The following is a 15,568-nucleotide window of genomic DNA, read 5'->3' as shown; positions in this document are numbered from 1 at the left end:
TCTACATCAGATAGTCGTTTTACTCCGAATAAACAGTTTACCACAGGTCATGCTGTGTGCGCAATCGTTTTAATCTCTTTCAATATGGTTCTTTTGCAGCAATTGAACTATTTCTTTAACAATCGCATCTGAGTCAGGTATTTCTGTAGGATAATTACAAAAATATTGAGGATAGCTGCTATTCTTTAATCCTTCAATCAGTATGACATCCGCCTCGGGGAAAAAAGAACACAGCTTCTCTGCAGTCACTTCTTCAGTTTTTACAATGCAGAACTTGCCTGCCGAATAGATGGCATTGGCATATGCACCTGCCCTGCGGTGTCGAAAGCTGTCCGTTCCCTCCCTGTCAATTTCAAAATCATGTCCGTCATGTTTAATCGACGCAACTTTAAATCCCCGCTCGGAGAGCTTTGTGATCACCTGTTCCATTACAGTTGTCTTGCCGGAGTTTTTGTATCCTGCTATTGAATATACAACGGTTTGCTTACTCAAAGTCTCTGGATCCATATTTTTTCTCCCTTTTTCATTTCTTTTCCCTCTCCCGGTATTCTGGCAAGACAATTGCAGCTTTCCATAGAACTCAGTATTCCCGGCTTTTCCCTGTGAGCGGGAATCCATACCTGGCCACTTTTCACCCTGCCTCTTGCATAGCGCTCATGAAGGCTTTTCTTTGGGAAGTCCTCCAACAATTCCGCTTCTTCCAGAACCGGAAGCAGATCCCTACTATCATACAAAAGGGCCACGGCTCTTCTCACAAGCAGCTCCATATGTACGGTCATTGCAAATGGATTTCCCGACAGACTCAGGACCGGGCATCCCTTATACATAGAAAATGCAGAAGGTGAACCTGGTTTTACTTTAATTCTATCAAAAACAATATTTGCCCCCATAGCTGCCAGAACTTGTTTTACAATATCCTTTTCTCCCACAGATACGCCTCCGGTTGTGATAATGAGGTCTGCCTGCTCTGCTGCCTCTTCTATGGATTCTCTCAGCTTCTTTTCCTCATCCTGGATCACTTTGCACAGAACCGGCCCCACTCCCCATTCCCGCAGTCTCTGGGCAATCATATACAAACCCATATTGTAAATCTGTCCTTTTCTTAAACGTTGGCCAGGCTGGCACAGCTCACAGCCGGTCGTAAGAACTGCTGCCCGGGCTTTTTTCCTGACTGTCGCTGAGGGTATACCTGCCCCTGCCATAATACCAATTCTTACAGCATCAAGCCGGCTCCCCCGCCTAATCAGTATATCTCCTTTTTTAAAATCCTCACCCTGAGAGCAATAAAACTCATGTTTTTTCTGGCTTTTATAAACTGCCACTTTCTCTTCGCCGTAATCTGTGTCTTCCTGCCGTACAACTGTATCTGCGCCCTTCGGGACAGGTGCTCCTGTCATAATTCGGGTTGCTTCTCCCTCCCCCACAGAAAGGGAAGGAAATTGTCCGGCATATACCTTCTCTACAACATGCAGCATGCTTGGATTTTCTCTGCTTGCATTTTCTATATCCATTGAGCGCACTGCATAACCGTCCATCGGTGATTTGGCAAACGGCGGCTGATCTGTATCAGCCGTAACGTCCGTTGCCAGGATACGTCCTCCGGCCATAGACAAATCGATGGTTTCCACTCCCTTTAATGCACCAATCCATTGGTTTAAAAGCTCTTCAGCTTCACTAAGTGTAACTGTCTTATCCATCCTTCTGTCTTCTCCCTTCACGATCCATTTTCTCCATCAATTGTTCGTAGTCCTCCTCTGAGTTCACATTATACAAAAATATTTCGTCCTTTCTGAAATCCAGTACATTGTAGCAGACCATTTCCTCCATATTGAAAAAGGAGCGGAGTTTATATTCTCCGCTCTGTACCATCCTTTCAAGGACAGGACGCATAGCTTTTGTATAGATTGCAGGAAGTGGCTGTAGGCTTTTATCTATGCAAGGGAAAACCGGAGTCCCATATTTTCCATATTCACTCAGCATCCTGTCGACCAGCGTTCTATCTATTCCCGGTGTGTCGCAAGGAACTACAAAAAGGGCGTCCTGAGGACAACTAATCAGACCGCTGAGGATCCCTCCCACAGGACCTGTGCCCTGATAGATGTCCTCCACATATGCGGCTGCTCCCCTTATATTCCTGGGCTTCTTTGACACTGACACATAAATGCTTTCCAGTCTGTCCAGGGATTCAACAATATGCTCTCCAAATGTTTTTTCCTCCCATTTCAGCAGCATCTTGTCTATACCCTTAAATCTTTTCGCTTTTCCTCCGGCCAGTATATATCCTGCCACTTCTCCCATTATTTCACACCTATTCTAAAAAGATAATTTCTGTTTGCCTGCGCCATTTTGTTCCACAGCCATACGTCACCGCTATACCTGACAGCTGCCGCACGACCGAAATTATCCCTGAAAGCCCTGTCCAAATCAGACACTTCCTTCACACTCTCCAGGGGAAGCTCCCTGTCTGCACTTTCATCATACCACTCCAGGCAAATGTGCCCTTCTTTGTTGACGCGGACTGTCTGCGGCCCCCTGAACTCTTTATATAAAACTTCTCTGTCTTCCAGATCATCAAGATAAGTAAAAAAGTAGCCCTCCGCCTCATGTATCATTTCTTCTACAGGCATCTCAAGAGCTAAATACCGGCGTTTCTTCTTGTCAGATGGAAAGCTGGCATAAACACAGCAAAAAGAAGCTCCCAGATTCTCAGCAAAGGCAGCTGCTTTTCTTACATCCATCATATTAAACTGATAAAGAAGGTATTGTATCTCTGTTTTTATCGTTCTTGCCGTACTTTTATCGCCCCCTCCTTCTCCTTCAGATAATTTCCGGCATATTTCTTCTATTGCTCTTCTATCTCTCTCAAAATCGCACAGGCCGCTTTTTTCATAAGAATATTTTGAAAATCCATGGAGAAATAAACGGACAGTCACACCAATCTCCAACGGACATTGCTTAAGAGCGGAAACAAGCTCCTCTGTCTGAAAGCCTTCTGCATCTGCAATCTCAAATACAATTTCTGCGTTTCTGCTCAGTATTTCTTTTGCAAGAAGCGACGATATGGCATCCTGAACAGCCGGTGGATTCCCCACCTCTATATATACCTTCTTATACCCGCTATTCTCAGTTATATAAATATCATCATAATTTACAGGATTTCCAAATTCATTATATTTCATGGCTGCTGACCTCTCTACATTTTTTGTAAACTCTGCAGGGGATTCCCCGTGTTGTAAAAGACGGAAGCTCCTGTCCCCGAAGCGCATTGTCAGGTACGATATTATTGGAGCATGCCCGCAGTCTGAATGGCGACTTTTCTTTCTCGGGATACCACCATCCATGCGCCAGGGCAACTGTCAATTTAGCCATTTCCTCTACAACCCTGGCTTCCTGCTCCACCTTTCCCCAGGACGTCTCCACTACGATCATATCGCCGTTCTGTATCTTCTGCTCTTCGGCTATATCACCGCTCACAAGGGCAACTGCCTCCGGCTCATGCTTTCTCTGACCATCCACCATCCGACCTGCTGTATGATAAAAGAATTCTGATTTGTAGTTTGTAGAAATATATGGATATTCCCTTGTGGTACGAACCATCTCCCTGTAAACCGGGAGCGGATCATTCCCTTTCTCTTCCATTCGCCGTGAATAGATATGTATTTTTCCATTATCGGTGGGAAATCCTTCCTTTCTCAATCGTCCTGTTTCTGATTGTCGGGCTCTGGCATCATCCTGGCATGATATGATTTTCCTTCTTCTAACTTCCTCCATGGACAGATCAAAGGGATTCAGATAATCATTCCAGTAATCATCCATCGTGTTCCAGAAATACTTTCCGTATCCCATGCTTTTTGCAAGCTCATTAATAATCTCATAATCGCTTTTCTGATTGCTCTCCGGACAGATGTTTGGACTGTAAAATACTGTGTCGCTGCCGTCAATATATACACTTTCATATTCCGGATACATGGCAGCAGGCAGCACAATGTCGGCCAGCATTGCCGTAGGAGTCATAAAGAAATCCGTCACTACAAGAAAATCCAACTCACAGAAAGCCTTCACCAGCACCTCTCTGTTTTCCCATATCATAGCCGGATTTCCTCCCAGTATATAAGCAGTCCTGATGGGATACGGTTCTCCTTCACATATAGCTCTTGCCAGGTCTGATCCTCCTGATTCGTTAAACTGGTCAAGATAATGCGAGGAATATCCCACAATAGCTTCCCGCCTTTTCTGGTCATTAAATGGGCAGATATCAGGCATGGCAATCTGCCTGTACTGCTTTGCTTTTCGCTCTGACATTCCAGGTCTTGCTGTCATGGCTCCGTCCTTGTCTATATTTCCTGTAACTGCCAGAAGGATGTTTATCGCTCTGCATTTCTGGAATCCATCGTAATTATGGTCCAGTGCATTTCCCTGAAAAATAACGCCAGGCCCTTCCAGCGCTATGATCCTGGAAAGATCATAGAGCATTTTTTCCGGGATGCCGGTATTTTTTGCGACATATTCCGGTGTATATTGTCTGACATGATTTTGAAGCTGCTCATACCCCTCTGTATAGGAGGTAATAAACTCCCTGTCTTCCCATCCCTCTTCGACAATGATATGTATAAGACCAAGCGCAAGGAGCATGTCGGTTCCAGCCTGTATGGGAAGCCACATATACGCCTCCTTTGCATGGCGGGTACAGCATGGGTCGATCACAATCAGCCTAGCTCCCTTCTTCATGGCTAGTTTGATTTTATGAGCAGTCCTCTTATCTGTACTGTATGGATTGCTGCCCCAGAGAATTATAAATCGGGTAGCGTCTGTAATTGCCTGGTTGGACGCAAATCCAAACGTTTCCCGGCTTGCGCCCATTCCGGCCATATGACACATGTTAGCCGCTCCCATACTGTTAACTGTTCCTATCACATTGATAAATCTTTCAAAAATAGGATTAAAATACGGCTTGTTATATCCTCGTATTCCAAGGAAAGAATCTGCGCCATACTTGTCAATAGATCTTCTGAAGCGTTCCCCAATTTCTTCAAATGCTGCCTCCCAGCTTATTGGCTTCCACTGGTTTTCACCTTTCTCTCCAGTCCTTTTGAGAGGCGTCTGAATCCGCTCCCTGTGACGCATCATTTCCAGAATATTTTTTCCCGTGTGACACCAGATGGTTCCGTATTCCGGATCAGGCAAGATTTTTTCTATTTGGTTGTCATCATCAGTACTGGCAAGAAGATGACACTGGCTTCCGCAAAATCTGCATATAACTGAATGTGTATTTTTCGCCATAGCTTATTCCCCCTTAATTCTTCAATCCGTTTCCGGTGATTCCCGCCAAAAAGTATCTGTGCATAAATATATAGACAAGGAACGGCGGAAGGAAGTTCATCATTGCGCCTGCCATCGTAATTCCGTAATTTACATCCGTAGTTCCCTGGATAGCTGCCAATCCGACTGGAAGCGTTTTTGTCATATCTGTATTGGACACAATCAGCGGCCACAGCAGACTGTTCCAGCTTCTGGAAAAATAGAGGATACCCACCGTAATGAGTATTGGCCTTATAATCGGTGTCACGATCTTTGCAAAGATGCGGAAATCATTGCAGCCGTCCAGCCTGGCACATTCAAACATCTCCTTTGGGACCGAGAGGATCGCCTGTCTGATCAGCACAACTCCCAGCATAGAGGGAATGGGAAGGATAAGCGGCCAGAATGTATCGATCATTCCCGCCCATCCAGTCATAAGCCACAGCGGAACTACTGTAGCCGGAAACGGAATACACATAGTGAGGAAAAACACAAAAAACAGTCTGTCATTTCCGGGAAACCTTTTCTTTGCAAAAGCAAATGCAGCAAGACTGCAGACGCACAGCGTCAGAATCACTCCCGATACAGAAACAAAAATACTGTTTTCAAGCCATCTTGAAAATCCGCTTATCTCAAATATTTTCAAATAATTATCGAAAGTGTATGTCGTCACATCGAAGCTGATCAGATAAGGAGAGTACGTCTTCTGCAGAGATACAATAAGCATATAGGCAAGAGGAAGAAGCATTATAAGTGTCAGCCCGACAACAACGATTGTTGTAAAGCAGTTTACTACTTTTTTCATATGTTGTCCTCCTAATATAGTTCTGTTTCTTTATTATTGATCAGTCTGCGCTGCAGAAAAGTAAGCAGTCCCACCATAACAATCATAATATTTCCTATTGCCATTCCATATCCTATCTTTGCGTACTTAAAGCTGTATAAATACAAATACACCATGACTGTCATTGTAGTCGCATTGCCGGGTCCGCCGCCTGTCATGACATAGACAAGATCGAAGGACTGGAATGTGGAAATCACTCCAAGGAAAACCACCATAATAATTGTAGGTTTCATCAGCGGGATTGTCAATTTTGTCATCATTTGAAAATCTGTTGCTCCGTCCAGCTTCGCAGCTTCATAATAGCTGTCCGGTATATCTACCAGATAGGCTAGATACAGAACCATATAATAGCCAAGTCCCATTAATGTGTCTATGATAATCAGCGCCGGAAGCACCATGACACGGGATCCCAGAATCATCGTACTGTTGATGCCAAACAAAGCAAGCAGACCCGACAGCGGTGAGCTCTCATTGTTCAGCAGTATCCTGCAGACGATGCTGATCACGCTGGAAGCGGCCAAACTCGGTATAAACATTCCATTTCTTACAAATTTCCCCAAAAACGTATTTCTTCTTTTGTTAACCCACACAGCAATACACAATCCGAGAACTGTCTGTGCCGGGACAACTGTAACCACAAAAATCAATGTGTTTTTGATACATTTTTGAAATGTTTTATCCAAAAAAAGAGATTTGTAATTTTCCAGTCCCACAAAATGCGGTGTCGTCAGGGCATTGTACTCTGTCAGACTGAATCCTCCGGAAATAAAAATCGGCACAAACCAAAATATGGCTGTGAGCAGGAAAAATGGCAGAATATACAGATATCCGCTGTAATCTCTTTTTAGTTTTTTCTGTTTCATTGCACCTTCCCTCACAGCCCAAACAGATGATTCATCGACAGCTTGTAGCTCATTGCCCAGAGCCCGATTTTTTCCGACCCTGGTTCTTTTTCTCTCCGAAGTCTTCTGTAGAGCTCCTCAACTTCCTCGCAGCTTTTCATGTCAAAAATGCTGGCTACTGCATCTTCATCATTGCTCCCTCTTCCAGGCAGAATATTACCATACTCGCTGAGCGTAATAGAGGGAGGCTCCTTAAACATCTCCAGATATTTCTCTTTTTCATTCAACAGATCCTCTATAAAATAAAAAAACAGATCTTTAGATGAACGGCTCATCTTTTCCCGGCTCATAGTTCCCGTCACATATTCGTGAAAGCCTTTGGTTCCATTAAAATAGGCAAAGATACTGTGAAGACGGATCCCCAGCTTGTCGGCAAATTCCTTTGCAGCATAGATTTCTCCGATATTAAACTGGTAAAGATGATAATTGATGTAAGCGTCCCCTCTAAACCCTTTCTTGCGCAGGCTGTACATGGTCCTCTCTATATTATCTTTTACCTTCTCAAACGAAAAGCCATGAATTCTGTCGTAGGACTTCTGACTAAAGCCCGGCATGGAGAACAGCATCCCATAATAATGTGAACAGCTTTTTATCCTGCTGAAATCCGGGAGCTGTCCTGCGTTCGTGCTCATATCCAGGCGAAGGCCTCTTTCGTACATATAATTGACTATTTCCGGAAGGTGCGGATTCAGTGAGGGCTCATACCAGTTATAAATTCTGAAAAGGCAGTCCTTTGTAATAATTTTATGATCCAGAAGATGTGTGACAAGTCTGTCAAAATCTGCCAGATCCATATAGTATGCAGGAAACCTCCTGCTGTATCCGGTAAGATTACTCTGACCTGTCTTACAGTAAAAACATCTGGCATTGCATTTATTCAATATATCCATATATACTTCAGTGTACATGTCTGATTCTCCTTAAATTACAATGTACAGGCTTTCCATAAAAATAAGGCAAAGACTTACCCGCCTTTGCCTCATTCAATCTCACTATTCTTCAGGTGCGCTATAGTCTAATGAATTTGCATACTGCGTAACATCTTTCATTGCTTCCTCGGGTGTCATAGTACCGTTCATCATTTCCTGAAGATCTTTCCAGAGATAATCGTATACTTCTGTCGCGCGCCTTGCCGCTTTTATAGGACGGATAGATGTCTCCACCGCCTGCGTATAGGGTTCCTCCAACTCAGGCACACCGTACCATTCCTCATCTACCATATTTGGATAGGCGTTAGCCAATTCATGGTACTTATCTCCGCCCTCAGGTCCTGTCACATATTTTATAAAGTCAAATGCCAGATCTTTGTTCTCCGCTGCTGACATCAGTACGAGCTGATCAACACTTGCTCTGGCCCCCATATCACCGTTTGGTCCTTTCAGCTCATAAGAGAACCCAAACTCAAACGGATCTTCGGCAGATTCCAGCTGTTCAAACACACTGGATCCGCCGCTTACAAATGTGATAGCCGCATTTCCTGTAAGGAAATACTTTTCATATGCCTCATTATTTGTGAGAGACATTGTGTCTTCCGGCAGTACATTCTGTGTGTTTTTTAGATCATAGAGAAACTGTGCAGTAGCAATTCCTTCCTCGCTGTCCAGAATACATTTTCCATCATCATCAAACACATCGCCACCTGCCTGATACAGGAAAGAATACCAGTTCCAGTTCAGATCCTGATAGAAGGTCTGCCCCCAGCCCTGTGCAATCCCGTATCTGTCAATTGTGCCGTCTCCATCTGTGTCGGCTGTTGCCTTCTGCGCGATCCTTATTACATCATCCCAGGTCTCAGGAGCCGTTTCACCAATTTCATTGATAATATCCATATTATAGAACATTGTCAGGACTGCTTCCGGTCCTCCCTGTGCAATGCCGTAATTTTTCCCAAAAATCTTATAACGGTCGTCTAAAACCGTGTATGTCTCATAATCTTCTTCTGTCAGATAGTCAGTCAGATCCTCCACAGCACCGGCATCAATGTAAGTTGGAAACATCTCCACATACATATATCCGACATCCGGGCCTGTATTTGTGGAAATCGCCGATGAGTATTTCGCCTCATAATCCTTCCAGGAAATGAACTGGAAATGAATATCCACGTTGTTTTCCTCAGCAAAGGGCTGTGAAATCTCTTCCCAGATCGCTTCGTCTTCCCCGTTCAGCTTTGCAGGGAGCCATACGTCCAAGGTCTCCTTTTCCCCGGAAGATCCCTCGCTGTCTGTGCTCTCCTGAGAAGAACACCCTGCGGCCAGTCCTGCTGTCATTACTCCGCATAATAAAATGCTTACAATTTTCCTTTTCATTTTTTCCTCCTTAGTAGCTTGTTATAGTTCGAGTATACTCTTCTTCTATGGTTTACGTCTAATCGTTAATTTAGATATATAACCTTTACTTATTTACTATATCTATATGCAAAAACTTACATTACGGAAACATATAAAAAAGGAATCCTTCTCTTAAAAAAAGTCAAACTGACAGCGCAAAACAGCGGGGCAGCCAAAGCTGTCCCGCTGTACCCGTCCGTACCCGCTATCTCTCTTCCTTATCTTCCTTCTCCGTCCGCTGCCCCGTAGGAGCTGTGGGGCTCGTAGAGGTTTTCATACTCCGGCGTCACCCTGCCGTCCCAGTAGAAGGTCCGAAGCCCTCTGCCGCTTCCCCCACTCTCTCCTCTTACCGCCTCGCCGTTGACTACAGATGTGCTGGCTGATACAAGATACTGGCAGCTGCTCCCCTCTGTGGAGACCATATCCACAAGGTCCGATCCCCTGTAGAGCTTCAGTGTGACTGTGGGCTGGTCGTCGATCACAAGATCCTGCCACATCCTGTTAAAGCTCTCGATCTGGTAGGCGCCGTCTCCCTGCACATTGCCTGCGCCGCACACGAGATAGTAGCCGTGAGCCGGTATAGAGCCGGCCAGCCCGACTGTCTGTTCCGTCCGCACGCCGTCGCTGTCCACAGTGGATCCGGCCTCGTCCTCCATAGCTCCCGAGCTGTAGCTCAGTATGTAATCGTCCAGGCGAACGGCCTCGTCTCCTGGGTTGTAGATCTCCACAAAGTCGTTGGAGAAGACGCCCTCCCCGCCTCCGGCTCCGTAGAACTGGGAGATGACCACCTTCCCCTGCTGTCCTGCCTGCTGCCCTGTCTCTGTTTTCTCCGCCTCTCCTTCCTCCGCCTGGAAAGCTGTCCTCTCCGCCGGAGTCTGCACCGCTCCTGCTCTCATGCCGTACATGCCGGCCAGCCCGGCTGCCATCACCGCAGCGGACAAAAGTTTGATACATGCATCCCGAAGCGCCCTCTTCTCTCTTCCTGTCATCCTCACATTCCCTTTCTGACCCTGGTATCTTTCTTTGTTCTTATCTTAACAGCCCCAGTTCAAATTCATCTTTGCTTTCCGTTAAATCTTTGTAAAGCTACTCCGCTGTGTTGATGGGAGTGATGACGATATTCTGAGCCGCAATCCCGGTTTTCCTCGTGATGATGTCCTCGATCTGCGCCCGGTTTGCGTCCGACAGCTCCGAGGCGCTAACCACCACATCGGCGCTGTCCGCTGTCAGGCTGACTACCGCGTCAGTAAATCCCTTGGAGGCCAGCAGGGTCTCGGACGCCGCCTCCTTCTCCGCAAGATCGGTCATCTGGACCATCTGGTTGACCGCGTCCTGCTTCTGCTCGTCGCTCAAATTCTGGTTGTCAATGATGGAGAGGAGATCCTCCTTGTTCTTTGCCCGCACCTGCTCTCTTGTCACCTTTGCCTCTGCCACCACCGCGCTGGCATCGCCGCTTGTCAGCACAGCCTCGCCAGGTGTGCCGTCCACGCTTCCATCGTCTGCCTCCCCGTCTGTCCCTGCAGCGTCCCCGTCCACATCCTGGCTCTCAATGTCGTCTGAGCTGGCAGACACGTCCTCCTCGGATATGTCCAGAAGCTCCTGGCTGGCCAGATCCCCGCTCGTCTGAGCCGCGTCGTCCTTCTCCCCGAAGAGCCGCCCCGAGTAGTTCAGATACCCGGCCGCAGCGATCATGACCGCAAGAGCTGCAATGATGATCTGGTTTTTCCTGAATATTTTTTTCACTCTGCTACCTCCTTATTTTTCATTCAGCTTCATCACCTTAATTTTATGCGTGTCTACATTAAATAATGCCTGCACCGCCTCGGTTATGTTCTGCACGGTGACGGGCTGGTCCCCGCCCTGAGCGATCACCACCACCCCCTCCACGGAAGGGGTCAGCTCCTTTGTCACGTAGGGCTCCTGCCCGGCGGAAGCGCCGCTGTCTGACTCCCCGTAGACGGTGGTACCGCTGGAGCTGCTCCTTGCTGTGGTGCGGGTTCCGCCCTGGCTGTCCTGCTCTGTCACTGTCTCGCTCTCCTGCTCCTCATCCTTCTCCACCACCTTCTCGGAGGTGGAGCGGAGGGTCACCATGACCTTCACCTTCCCCACGCCGGACACCTCTGACAGGGCCTCCTCCAACCTTTTCTCCATGTACTGCGCATAGTCCTCACCTCCGGAAAGCCCGGTGCCCGCCGCCTGCTCGCCCTGGGACAGGGAGGAGTCCTCCTCCCCGCTTTTGTCTGAGACCGGGAGGGTGATCACCAGCAGCAGCACCCCTGACAGGAGAAGGATCAGCAGACGGTCCTTCCTGAGCCAGGTCCTTACGCCTCCTCCGGCCCCCAGCTTTCCAAGCCATTCTTTGATTTTTTTACTGTCCAATTCTGATCTCCTCCACACTGATCCTGTTGTCCTCCGTCTCCTCTGCCTCCGGCTCTTTAGTACCCGGCTCTTCTGGGCCCGGCTCCGCGCTGTCCAGCTTTCCGCCATTCGCCGGCAGGCCCTCCCCTGACCCGATATCCTCCAGGTAGGCCCCCGCCTCCTGGATCTGCCGCAGCTCCTCCTCATAGGCAGCGCCCTTATAGATGGCAGAGAACTCCCGCCCCATGCCCATCAGCTTCATGACCGGCGTCAGGAGGAGGATGACCAGCAGGAGCCCTGTGAAAAAGCGGATATATTTTTTGTAGGCCTGGCCCGGGATCACATGGCTGAGCACAGCGGAGAACACCATAAAATAAGCGATGCTCCTGATCCATTCATAGAGCTGCTCCAGCATATCCCACCTCCTTTTCCCGCGATCATGATCTGCCTGCTCTCTATCCGCTGTTTGTGGTGGCCGCCACAATGGCCACAGTCAGAAGAAAGAGCATGCCGGCAGTGAAGATCAGCCGCATGAGGAGCTGGCAGGCGTCCGCCATTCCCCCGATGCATCCGATGAGCCGTTTGTCCGACACAGGCTCCAGGACCGCGGCGGCCAGCTTATACATGAGCGCCATGAGACCGGCCTGCACAAGGGGCACTGCGCAGAGCGCAAAGCAGATGATCACCCCGGCTATGCCGATGCCGTTTTTGACCACCACCGCCGTCCCCAGGATGACCTCCGCCGTGCCGCCGATGGCGTCCCCCACGCCCGGGATAGCCTCCACGCCCCGGGTCAGCACGCTTCGCTTCACGCTGTCTATGGCCGGAGCGATAAGCCCCTGTATGGTGTTCAGCCCGATGACAAGAGCCAGCAGAGTCTTCAAGGTCCAGGACACGACCGTCTCGATCAGCTCGATAAATCTGGACAGGTACTCCTCCTGGGACAGATAGTTCAGCACCTTGATCATCATGTACACGTGGAGAGCTGGCAGCAGAAGCTTCACCATGAACACCTCCACCAGCAGGATGACAAGGAGTGCCAGATTGTAGAACGCCGCAGCTGTCATGCTCCCTTTTGCCAGAGAGACGGCGATAAAATAGACCGGACAGAGGGCCTTCATAAATTCTGTCAAAAGACGGATCCCGTCCTCCACCCAGGCCGCCGCGCTCTGGAAGGCTCCCAGACAGAGGGCGATCATGAGCATGTAGAGCACGTAAAAGCTGATCTCCGATATCTGGCGCGCCTGAAAGACCTCCGCGAAATTGGCGAACACAGCCGCGATCACCGCGATGAGGATCATGTGGATCAGACTCTCCCGGTTTACCTCCAGGGCGTGAAAGAGCTGATCCGATATGAGCTGCCCAAGAAGGTCCACTGAGACGGACAGGTCCCCTGTGATGATGGCCCTGACAGTCTCCCCAAAGTCCAGCTTCTCATCCGGAAAGATCTCCTCCAGCGTCTCGTTGATCTGCTCCAGGTCCAGCTCCTCCTGAAGCAGCTCCTCTGCCCGGTCTGACTCCTGTGCCTGGTCTGACTCCTGCTCTGACGCCTGCACCTGCTCCTCCCCCTCCGTGTCCGCCGCCAGGCTCCTGACCGGTGCAAGGAGGCAGCAGGTGAAAAGGCAGCAGGCAAGGCCTGACAGCAGAAGGGCCAGGCCCTGTAGTGGCAGGCGGCTCCCCCTCCTTCTTACGCGGCTCATGACAGGAACTCCCCTATCAGCTCCAACAGGGAGAAGACCACCGGGAGGCCCAGCATGAGGACCGCCAGCTTGGCGAACACTTCGATCTGCTGGGCAATGGTCTGATAGCCCGCGTCCCTGCACAGAGCCGAGGAAAATTCGGCCACAAAGGTAATGCCCAGCATTTTCAGCAGCATCTCTATGTAGGCCGGAGCCAGGTCAATGTAGGCTGTGATCTCGTCCAGGCGGGCCACCACCGCCGCGATTCTGTCGAGAACGGCAAAAAAGATGAGAAGGCTGATGCCGGCGCAGATGTATATCCCGTATTCTGTTTTTTCGCCCTTGAACTGAATGGCCAGGAGCGTTCCCGCCACCCCCAGCAGGGCAATCTGCAAAATGTCCATCTTCCATCACCTTGTCTTCCCCGGCGCCCGCCACGCTGTCAGAACAGAGGGCTCTACAGCGAAAACAGGCCCTGTATGGCAGCAAACAGATCATAAATGTAGGGCACGATCCAGAACAGCACAAGGAGGAGGCCCGCCAGGCTTGTGAGAAAGGCCTGCTCTTCCCTGCCGCTGTGCTTCAGCACCTGGCTCAGCACAGAGACAAGGATGCCAACTGCCGCAATTTTAAATATCAGATCTACTTCCATCTTCTCCTCCTATATGAGCAGGATCGCCAGCAGGATGCCGCCGGACATGCCAAGGACCCTGTAAAGCTTTTTCTGCGTCTGCATGGTCTGCTGCATTTCCTCCATCCGTGTCTCCAGGTGCTCCGCGTACATCTGCAGGTGGGAGATCTGCATCTTCACATCCGCAGTCCCCAGATACCGCCCCAGGGCGTAGAGTCTCCTCTTCTCCCCCTCCTTCAGGGCAAGCCTGGCAAGGTGCTTCCTTGCTGTCTCCTCCCAGATGCAGGGCAGAGAGCCCTCCTCCCGCAGATCCATTTTCTCTTGCATGCTAAGGAGCCAGGAGCGGTAAGGCTCCTCCTGGTTTGCAGCAATGGCGAGGAAGGCCTCCGAGAGAAAGGATCTGGCGTACCGGATCTCCCCCTGGAGCATGTACACGATCCTGCGGATGTCCTGCATCTGCCGGTACTCCTCCTCCAGCGTGTCCGCCGCCCGAAAGCCGAACAGGGAGGCCGCGCCGATGACAAGAAGGCCGCCGGCCAGCCGGATCATCCCTCCCTCCTCACGGGCCGCCCGTACTCGTCGTATATGCCCTCCACCTGTCCTCTTCCCTTCAGGACGATGTACCGCTCAAAGCGCTTCTCGTCGATCATTTTTCTGGACACCGGCTTCTTTTTCAGCTCCTCGATGGAGGAGCCGTGCATGGTGGCGATCAGCTTGCATCCGCAGTGCATGGCATACTCTATGGCGTGCACATCCTCCTGGGCGCCTATCTCATCCACAGCGATCACCTGGGGCGCCATGGAGCGGATCAGCATGATCATGCCCTCCGCTTTGGGGCACCCGTCCAGCACATCTGTGCGTATCCCCAGATGGTTTTGGGCCACGCCCCTCCAGCAGCCTGCGATCTCCGACCGCTCGTCCACCACCCCCACTGTCATGCCCTTTACCAGCTGATTGCCGTCAGAGATCTGCCGGACCATGTCCCGCAGAAGCGTGGTCTTTCCGCATCCCGGCGGCGAGAGGATCAGGGTGTGCGCCACCCTGCCGCCCCGGACCACATAGGGCATGATCTTGTCCGCGCACCCTTCTATCTCGTGGGAAATGCGGATGTTGACCGAGGAGATGTACTTCAGATTTTTCACATGTCCTCCGTCCAGTATGACCTGCCCTGTCATGCCCACCCTGTGTCCTCCCTCTATCGTGATAAATCCCTGCCGCATCTCATCCTCGTAGGCGTAGAGGGAGTAGCTGCTCGTGTAATCCACCGCCTCCCTCACGTCTCTGGCCGTCACCACATAGGGGTGGCCCCTGCCTGGGATCTTCTCCTCACCCCGGCACCGGATCAGCAGCGGCTGACCGGTACGGAGCTTGATCTCCTGTAGCTCATCATAGTCTGTAATCTCTTTATCCAGCACCTGCCGCACCCTCTCAGGGAGGATGCTCCACACTCTTTCTTTCTGCATTGTTGTCCACCTCTTTAACCCATATATATGTTGTGGACAATCATTTATTCCTGTCAGCCTGTAAAA

The 15,568-nt window shown here is 49.7% G+C and carries 18 protein-coding genes; all 18 read right to left on the bottom strand.

Going from position 1 to position 15,568, the window contains the following annotated elements; translation table 11 throughout:
- Positions 1–69 precede the first annotated feature (69 nt).
- Complete coding sequence (gene mobB / locus Q5911_RS02045; RefSeq protein ID WP_303180595.1) at positions 70–507, bottom strand: molybdopterin-guanine dinucleotide biosynthesis protein B; 438 nt, start codon at positions 505–507, stop codon at positions 70–72.
- Positions 489–1,697 carry a molybdopterin molybdotransferase MoeA gene (locus tag Q5911_RS02040; protein WP_303180593.1) on the bottom strand — a complete coding sequence of 403 codons (1,209 nt, stop codon included), beginning with the start codon at positions 1,695–1,697 and terminating at the stop codon, positions 489–491. Before Q5911_RS02040 ends, mobB begins: the two co-directional genes overlap by 19 nt.
- A complete protein-coding gene (gene mobA, locus Q5911_RS02035) occupies positions 1,690–2,298 on the bottom strand; it encodes a molybdenum cofactor guanylyltransferase (protein WP_303180592.1) in 609 nt (202 codons plus the stop codon). The genes Q5911_RS02040 and mobA overlap by 8 nt, the downstream gene beginning before the upstream one ends.
- Positions 2,298–3,179: a hypothetical protein gene (locus Q5911_RS02030; protein ID WP_303180590.1), complete on the bottom strand. Its 882-nt coding sequence runs from the start codon at positions 3,177–3,179 to the stop codon at positions 2,298–2,300. Before Q5911_RS02030 ends, mobA begins: the two co-directional genes overlap by 1 nt.
- Positions 3,169–5,124: a molybdopterin-containing oxidoreductase family protein gene (locus Q5911_RS02025; RefSeq protein ID WP_303180714.1), complete on the bottom strand. Its 1,956-nt coding sequence runs from the start codon at positions 5,122–5,124 to the stop codon at positions 3,169–3,171. The genes Q5911_RS02030 and Q5911_RS02025 overlap by 11 nt, the downstream gene beginning before the upstream one ends.
- 169 nt (positions 5,125–5,293) lie before the next feature.
- Positions 5,294–6,103: a carbohydrate ABC transporter permease gene (locus tag Q5911_RS02020; protein ID WP_303180588.1), complete on the bottom strand. Its 810-nt coding sequence runs from the start codon at positions 6,101–6,103 to the stop codon at positions 5,294–5,296.
- Positions 6,104–6,114: 11 nt separating this feature from the next.
- Positions 6,115–7,005 (bottom strand): carbohydrate ABC transporter permease, encoded by an 891-nt coding sequence (locus tag Q5911_RS02015; protein WP_303180586.1) that lies wholly within the window; start codon positions 7,003–7,005, stop codon positions 6,115–6,117.
- An 11-nt stretch (positions 7,006–7,016) separates the two neighbouring features.
- On the bottom strand, positions 7,017–7,952 hold the full coding sequence (locus Q5911_RS02010; protein ID WP_303180584.1) for a radical SAM protein: 936 nt from the start codon (positions 7,950–7,952) through the stop codon (positions 7,017–7,019).
- 84 nt (positions 7,953–8,036) lie between these two features.
- Positions 8,037–9,350 (bottom strand): ABC transporter substrate-binding protein, encoded by a 1,314-nt coding sequence (locus tag Q5911_RS02005; RefSeq protein ID WP_303180582.1) that lies wholly within the window; start codon positions 9,348–9,350, stop codon positions 8,037–8,039.
- Positions 9,351–9,589: 239 nt separating this feature from the next.
- Complete coding sequence (locus Q5911_RS02000; protein WP_303180580.1) at positions 9,590–10,360, bottom strand: lamin tail domain-containing protein; 771 nt, start codon at positions 10,358–10,360, stop codon at positions 9,590–9,592.
- A gap of 97 nt (positions 10,361–10,457) precedes the next feature.
- Positions 10,458–11,114 (bottom strand): SpoIIIAH-like family protein, encoded by a 657-nt coding sequence (locus Q5911_RS01995; protein WP_303180578.1) that lies wholly within the window; start codon positions 11,112–11,114, stop codon positions 10,458–10,460.
- Between the two features lie 12 nt (positions 11,115–11,126).
- Positions 11,127–11,750 carry a stage III sporulation protein AG gene (locus tag Q5911_RS01990; RefSeq protein ID WP_303180576.1) on the bottom strand — a complete coding sequence of 208 codons (624 nt, stop codon included), beginning with the start codon at positions 11,748–11,750 and terminating at the stop codon, positions 11,127–11,129.
- Complete coding sequence (locus Q5911_RS01985) at positions 11,740–12,144, bottom strand: stage III sporulation protein AF (RefSeq protein WP_303180574.1); 405 nt, start codon at positions 12,142–12,144, stop codon at positions 11,740–11,742. Before Q5911_RS01985 ends, Q5911_RS01990 begins: the two co-directional genes overlap by 11 nt.
- 40 nt (positions 12,145–12,184) lie before the next feature.
- Positions 12,185–13,429 carry a stage III sporulation protein AE gene (locus Q5911_RS01980; RefSeq protein ID WP_303180572.1) on the bottom strand — a complete coding sequence of 415 codons (1,245 nt, stop codon included), beginning with the start codon at positions 13,427–13,429 and terminating at the stop codon, positions 12,185–12,187.
- Complete coding sequence (locus Q5911_RS01975; protein WP_303180570.1) at positions 13,426–13,812, bottom strand: SpoIIIAC/SpoIIIAD family protein; 387 nt, start codon at positions 13,810–13,812, stop codon at positions 13,426–13,428. The genes Q5911_RS01980 and Q5911_RS01975 overlap by 4 nt, the downstream gene beginning before the upstream one ends.
- 53 nt (positions 13,813–13,865) lie before the next feature.
- Positions 13,866–14,060 carry a stage III sporulation protein AC gene (spoIIIAC, locus tag Q5911_RS01970; protein ID WP_033125527.1) on the bottom strand — a complete coding sequence of 65 codons (195 nt, stop codon included), beginning with the start codon at positions 14,058–14,060 and terminating at the stop codon, positions 13,866–13,868.
- A gap of 9 nt (positions 14,061–14,069) precedes the next feature.
- Positions 14,070–14,588, bottom strand: a complete 519-nt coding sequence (locus tag Q5911_RS01965; protein ID WP_303180567.1) for a stage III sporulation protein AB — start codon at positions 14,586–14,588, stop codon at positions 14,070–14,072.
- Positions 14,585–15,502: a stage III sporulation protein AA gene (gene spoIIIAA / locus Q5911_RS01960; RefSeq protein WP_303180566.1), complete on the bottom strand. Its 918-nt coding sequence runs from the start codon at positions 15,500–15,502 to the stop codon at positions 14,585–14,587. The genes Q5911_RS01965 and spoIIIAA overlap by 4 nt, the downstream gene beginning before the upstream one ends.
- Positions 15,503–15,568 lie beyond the last annotated feature (66 nt).

The organism is Lachnoclostridium phocaeense, from assembly GCF_959599685.1.
GTDB lineage: Bacteria > Bacillota > Clostridia > Lachnospirales > Lachnospiraceae > Claveliimonas > Claveliimonas monacensis.
The sequence above is the reverse complement of the archived record's forward strand: the minus strand, read 5'-3'. Positions and strand labels throughout refer to the sequence as shown.

What these genes read in the sequence shown, in the direction of transcription:
- Q5911_RS02015 (WP_303180586.1), bottom strand. Translation starts at nt 7,005, where the DNA reads ATGAAACAGAAAAAACTAAAAAGAGATTACAGCGGATATCTGTATATT.
- spoIIIAC (WP_033125527.1), bottom strand. Translation starts at nt 14,060, where the DNA reads ATGGAAGTAGATCTGATATTTAAAATTGCGGCAGTTGGCATCCTTGTC.
- Q5911_RS02020 (WP_303180588.1), bottom strand. Translation starts at nt 6,103, where the DNA reads ATGAAAAAAGTAGTAAACTGCTTTACAACAATCGTTGTTGTCGGGCTG.
- Q5911_RS01965 (WP_303180567.1), bottom strand. Translation starts at nt 14,588, where the DNA reads ATGATCCGGCTGGCCGGCGGCCTTCTTGTCATCGGCGCGGCCTCCCTG.
- mobB (WP_303180595.1), bottom strand. Translation starts at nt 507, where the DNA reads ATGGATCCAGAGACTTTGAGTAAGCAAACCGTTGTATATTCAATAGCA.
- spoIIIAA (WP_303180566.1), bottom strand. Translation starts at nt 15,502, where the DNA reads ATGCAGAAAGAAAGAGTGTGGAGCATCCTCCCTGAGAGGGTGCGGCAG.
- Q5911_RS01980 (WP_303180572.1), bottom strand. Translation starts at nt 13,429, where the DNA reads ATGAGCCGCGTAAGAAGGAGGGGGAGCCGCCTGCCACTACAGGGCCTG.
- Q5911_RS02040 (WP_303180593.1), bottom strand. Translation starts at nt 1,697, where the DNA reads ATGGATAAGACAGTTACACTTAGTGAAGCTGAAGAGCTTTTAAACCAA.
- Q5911_RS02030 (WP_303180590.1), bottom strand. Translation starts at nt 3,179, where the DNA reads ATGAAATATAATGAATTTGGAAATCCTGTAAATTATGATGATATTTAT.
- Q5911_RS01985 (WP_303180574.1), bottom strand. Translation starts at nt 12,144, where the DNA reads ATGCTGGAGCAGCTCTATGAATGGATCAGGAGCATCGCTTATTTTATG.
- Q5911_RS02000 (WP_303180580.1), bottom strand. Translation starts at nt 10,360, where the DNA reads ATGACAGGAAGAGAGAAGAGGGCGCTTCGGGATGCATGTATCAAACTT.
- mobA (WP_303180592.1), bottom strand. Translation starts at nt 2,298, where the DNA reads ATGGGAGAAGTGGCAGGATATATACTGGCCGGAGGAAAAGCGAAAAGA.
- Q5911_RS02005 (WP_303180582.1), bottom strand. Translation starts at nt 9,350, where the DNA reads ATGAAAAGGAAAATTGTAAGCATTTTATTATGCGGAGTAATGACAGCA.
- Q5911_RS02025 (WP_303180714.1), bottom strand. Translation starts at nt 5,124, where the DNA reads ATGCGTCACAGGGAGCGGATTCAGACGCCTCTCAAAAGGACTGGAGAG.
- Q5911_RS01975 (WP_303180570.1), bottom strand. Translation starts at nt 13,812, where the DNA reads ATGGACATTTTGCAGATTGCCCTGCTGGGGGTGGCGGGAACGCTCCTG.
- Q5911_RS02010 (WP_303180584.1), bottom strand. Translation starts at nt 7,952, where the DNA reads ATGTACACTGAAGTATATATGGATATATTGAATAAATGCAATGCCAGA.